General features: G+C 37.6%; 4 protein-coding genes. All 4 read right to left on the minus strand.

The window, feature by feature from the left end; genetic code table 11:
• Positions 1-833, minus strand: an 833-nt coding sequence (locus VLZ86_RS02745; RefSeq protein ID WP_325448482.1) for a glycosyltransferase, incomplete at its 3' end; no start/stop codon positions are given.
• Positions 823-1,410: a serine acetyltransferase gene (locus tag VLZ86_RS02750; protein WP_325448484.1), complete on the minus strand. Its 588-nt coding sequence runs from the start codon at positions 1,408-1,410 to the stop codon at positions 823-825. The genes VLZ86_RS02745 and VLZ86_RS02750, both read right to left, overlap by 11 nt.
• 12 nt (positions 1,411-1,422) lie before the next feature.
• Positions 1,423-2,409, minus strand: coding sequence for a glycosyltransferase family 2 protein (locus tag VLZ86_RS02755; RefSeq protein WP_325448486.1), 987 nt, complete (start codon positions 2,407-2,409; stop codon positions 1,423-1,425).
• Positions 2,406-3,264, minus strand: an 859-nt coding sequence (locus tag VLZ86_RS02760) for an asparagine synthetase B family protein (protein ID WP_325448488.1), incomplete at its 5' end; no start/stop codon positions are given. The genes VLZ86_RS02760 and VLZ86_RS02755, both read right to left, overlap by 4 nt.

The following is a 3,264-nucleotide window of genomic DNA, read 5'->3' on the forward strand; positions in this document are numbered from 1 at the left end:
GCCATAGGCATCCCTTCTTTCCGCCCTTCATCCAAGGTAGGAATCACGTATAAATTGGCAACTGCTAAATACGGTCGGACATCGAGCTGCTTACCTAAAAAATGAATTTGCATTTGCATTCCTAAGCGTGCACTTAAAGCAACCATGGCATGTCCATAGTCATTATCGTAATCTCCTAAAATACTTAGTTTGATATTTTGATCATGTAGTCGATGTACCGCTTCTATTAAAACTTGAATCCCCTTAACTGGCACCAAATTAGCAACGGTTATGATATGTAATTTGGAGGTGTCCACCTCAATAGGTTCTGTCACTGCATCGGCATTATAGTAATCGGTATCAATACCCAATGGAATCAAAGCTTGTGCTTTTTTATTTGGGAAATAGGCACGCATCTCATCATTTATAGTCACTATAAAATGTGCCAAATAACTTTTTATTCGCCAATGCCGATTATTAAAACCCATGGCCTTTTTAGTATAGAGCCATTTTACACCGACCAGACGTGCCGCCAAAGCCTCGGTCCAATCATTGCTCCACTGCCAAGAATGAATGATGTCATAGTGATGTTGTTTGTAAAATTTAGAAATCCTCCAAATGCGAGACAACAAATTATAATAAGGCTTATAGGGTGTTTTAGTTTCAAAAACATGGATGGGAAAGCCTAAAGATTCCACGACCTTAAAAAAAGCGCCATCAGCACCTCCACAGGCAATCTCCACATCAAATTTTGTTTTATCCAAACCTTGCACTAAATCGTACACTACCTTTCCACTCCCTGCCGTGTTAAAATTAGAAATCGTAAAAAGAATCCGTATTTTTTTAGAGCTCATCTCTGCGTCTAATAATTTGAGCTGGATTTCCAGCAATGATACAATGAGAAGGCACATCCTTTACGACTACTGACCCAGCGCCAATAATTACGTGATCACCAATACTAATGTCGCCAATAATGACGACGTTTGCTCCCACCGTAACATTATTGCCTATGGTTGGCCTGAGTTGATTGTCATTTCCTTTATTGCCAATAGTCAAACTGTTTCTGAATTGAAAATTCTCACCTATCGATTTTGCGTTTATTACGGTAGCGAAAGGATGGTAGCACATCAGCCCACCCTCAATTTTTGTATTTCTAAAAATCTTACAAGGTATCTCGCCTACAAATAAGGATCTCCAACGATACTGCATCTTATTGATCCGCCAAAAAAAGATAAATGCATAATCAGGGTAATACTGCATCAGGTGGTAAAACTGTTTTTCTATAGGCTCATTTTGTACTTTGCTGCCTCTAACCTGTAGAGTTTGTTTTATATCCGCTTGAATGACGCTGTTATTTAGCACGTGTCGTTTATAAAAACCGCGCAAAAGCAACCTTTTAAAAGCATGTTTTATAAATGGAATTGGCTTCACTCAGATTGGTTTTTATTTTGTTAGCCGCTTAACTGTATAAGGCACAACATAATACCCATATACCTTCCGCAATGTTTCAAATGGCAAGATAACTAATATTGATAAATATAAGCGAATAGAAAACGGAATCGAAACATCTTTTAGATCATCAAATAACTGACGTTTGAGAAGATAACGATTTTGTAATCCCTTGGTAAAAACCAATTGCCTGCCCATAGCTTGGAAAAGCTGACTGAACAATAAGCTCTTAAATTTTATAGGCGTTTTATAAGTTAAATAAAATGGCAGATGTTCTTTTATTAAACGTGGCCAAATCATGAAAGCTCGTGGCGTTTGTTTTTTCGCAATTCCGGTGGTTGACGTATCATGCTTAAAATAAAGGTATACGTGCATATCCAAAAACGCAATATTCTTTAACATTCCAAGTTTTATATCAAATGCTGTGTCTTCTCCCAATCGTAATTCATTATTGTACGCACCAATTTCATTGAATACCGAAGCTCGATAAAGAAAAGCTGGTGGGCCTACAACATGTTTCAGATTAGAAAACCATTTTAAACCCCAATAGGGTTTTTCTTTCAAAACAACCTTCAATGTATCACCTTCTAGCGCAGGGATATCAGAGATTCCCTGATGAGACTTATTCATTTTGCCAAATACAGCATCAACATTGGCGTGCGTTTCCAAAACAGAGATCATCGTTTTAATGGCATTAGGATAAATTTCATCGTCAACATCAAACAAATAAATATACTCACCCTTCGCCATATTAATTCCAAGATTCCTGGCAGGACCAGCACCTTGTTTCTTTTGATAATATAAAGAAATCCGAGAATCCTCCTGCATCAACCTTTTTATATTTTCTACTGAACGATCTCTTGAGTTATTATCAACGAAAATAATTTCAAATTCCTGAAGATTCTGATTCAAAATTGAGTTATATGATTTTTGAATAAAATCTGCACCATTATAAACAGGAATAACAACTGACAATTTCATAGAGCTACCGAATTCTTTTTATACCAAACCGACAAGGTTAACAACATACTCAAGGGATGTGCATAATTTATCAGATCTGTTTTAAGAAAATGTTGATAGATTTCTTCCACAATAGTTTTGGGGATGAAGTCATTAAAATCAGCATCAAAAATGTGACTTTTTAAAGCTTGTTCATTTTCTTCACCAAGAAACTGCAGCTCCCAATTGCGTTGGATATAAGGTTTTCCCAATAAGGCTTTACCTTCACGTTGCAATTTATTTAAAATCCGATAAGGGATATTATAAGGCGCTTTATTATACTGGTAATTAGTAAGATTAAATGGCGTTTGTGCATGCCAGGTGATCTTCGCAAGTTTTTTATCTTGTTGCAAATGGGCCAACTGCAAACGCCTGTCTGCTAAATAAGCTTCTGGAATGCCGCAAACAAATTCGCACATTCTATTGTCATAAAACGGTAGCGTAATAGGATGCGCTGCTTCAAACACCGCTAAGTTGGTCGTGGTCCAGCGGTGCGCCCATTGGCTTGTTTTATAAGCACGAACCTTTGCACTTATATTATCAATTTCAATGGCGGCTAAGTCCGTTTCGACACGGTTTATTAAATAGCTTTTAAAATCGCCTTCCAAACCCCAAGCTTGCCATAATTGTTGCGCAAGCTCAAAACCCTTAGGCTTGATCATCTTTTTAAAAAGTAAAGGCACAATATCGGCTTCCATAGTGCCTTCTGGCGCTCCTCTATCAAAAAACACATCCCCCCAATGCCCCAAAGAAAAGACACCTTTCATAGCCTTTAGCTCAGGTAAAATGGCCATTTGCCGTGGATGGGTAAATTCGGCATAACAGCCAATAAGTTCT

Source organism: Gelidibacter sp., assembly GCF_035515035.1.
GTDB lineage: Bacteria > Bacteroidota > Bacteroidia > Flavobacteriales > Flavobacteriaceae > Gelidibacter.

Excerpts from the sequence above, each read along its gene's own strand:
- VLZ86_RS02755 (WP_325448486.1), bottom strand. The coding sequence starts at position 2,409 with ATGAAATTGTCAGTTGTTATTCCTGTTTATAATGGTGCAGATTTTATT.